General features: G+C 66.1%; 1 protein-coding gene. It reads right to left on the bottom strand.

The window, feature by feature from the left end:
- Positions 1-1431: CusA/CzcA family heavy metal efflux RND transporter (locus tag QKY98_RS23320; protein ID WP_284671666.1), on the bottom strand; the 1431-nt coding region annotated here is incomplete at both ends.

Raw genomic sequence — 1431 nt, 5'->3', positions numbered from 1 at the left:
CTGCTTCCAGCTCAGCCATCAGCTGCTCGCGAGACTTGCCTGGATCAGGCCACTGCGCCTGCGGCTTGAGCATCACATAGCTGTCGGAGATGTTCGGCGGCATCGGATCCGCGGCGATCTCGGCGGTGCCGGTCCTCGCGAATACCCGCTCCACCTCGGGTACCTGATCCAGGATGGAGCGCTCCAGGCGTTGCTGCATGTCCACCGATTGCCCCAGGCCGGTACCGGGCACCCTTAGCGCCTGCAGCGCGAAATCACCCTCGCTCAAGCTGGGTACGAATTCACTGCCCAGGCGCAGCGCCAGCAGCACCGTCAGCACCCCGCTCCGGCCAGCGCCGGCGAACACCAGGGGCCGCCGGCGCATGGCTGCATCCAGCGCGACGGCATAGCCGCGCCGCGCCGCGCTCATCAGTCGATTGTCCTTTTCCTGCACGCGACCCGTGACGAACAGCGCCACGGCCGCAGGGACGAAGGTGATGGACAGCAGCATGGCGCCCACCAAGGCGATCACCACGGTAAAGGCCATGGGATGGAACATCTTGCCTTCCACACCCGTCAGGGCGAACACCGGCAGATAGACCACCATGATGATCAGCTGCCCGAAGATCAGCGGTCTGCGCGCCTCGCGGGCGGCGGCGAACACTTCCTGGAAGCGCTCCCGGCGATCGAGCGCCCGACCGTGCCGTTCCTGGGCATGAGCCAGCCGGCGAATGGCATTCTCCACGATCACCACGGCGCCATCGACGATGATGCCGAAGTCGAGCGCACCCAGACTCATCAAGTTGGCGCTGACCCGATTCGCGGCCATGCCGCTGAAGGTGAAGAGCATCGACAGCGGGATCACCAGCGCGGTGATCAGCGCCGCGCGCAGATTGCCGAGGAAGACGAAGAGCACGGCGATGACCAGCAGCGCACCCTCCACAAGATTCTTGCGTACCGTAGCGATCGCCTTGTCCACTAGCGTGGTGCGGTCGTACACGGCGACCGCCTGCACGCCTTCCGGCAGGTTGCGGTTGATCTGCGCCAGGCGCTCGGCCACTGCCAGGGCCACCTCGCGGCTGTTCTCACCCACCCGCATGAAGACGGTGCCAAGCACCGCCTCTTCGCCATTTTCGGTAGCCGCCCCGGACCGTGACTCCTGCCCGACCCCGACCGTGGCCACATCCCGGATCCGTACCGGAGTACCGTCCACGGTAGCGAGCACGATGGTGGCGATATCCTCGACGGAGGCGAGCTGCCCCGGTACCCGAATCACCAGCTGCTCCCCGGCGCGCTCGATGAAACCGGCGCCGACATTGGCGTTGTTCCGCTCCAGCGCCACCGCCAGTTGTTCCAGGGTGATGCGATAGCCGGCCAGGCGCTTGGGATCGGGCGCGATCTGATACTCCTTGGCGTAGCCGCCAATGGTGTTGACTTCCGCCACCCCGGGTA

Source organism: Pseudomonas sp. HR1 (assembly GCF_030175875.1).
Classification (GTDB): domain Bacteria; phylum Pseudomonadota; class Gammaproteobacteria; order Pseudomonadales; family Pseudomonadaceae; genus Chryseomonas; species Chryseomonas oryzihabitans.
The sequence above is the reverse complement of the archived record's forward strand: the minus strand, read 5'-3'. Positions and strand labels throughout refer to the sequence as shown.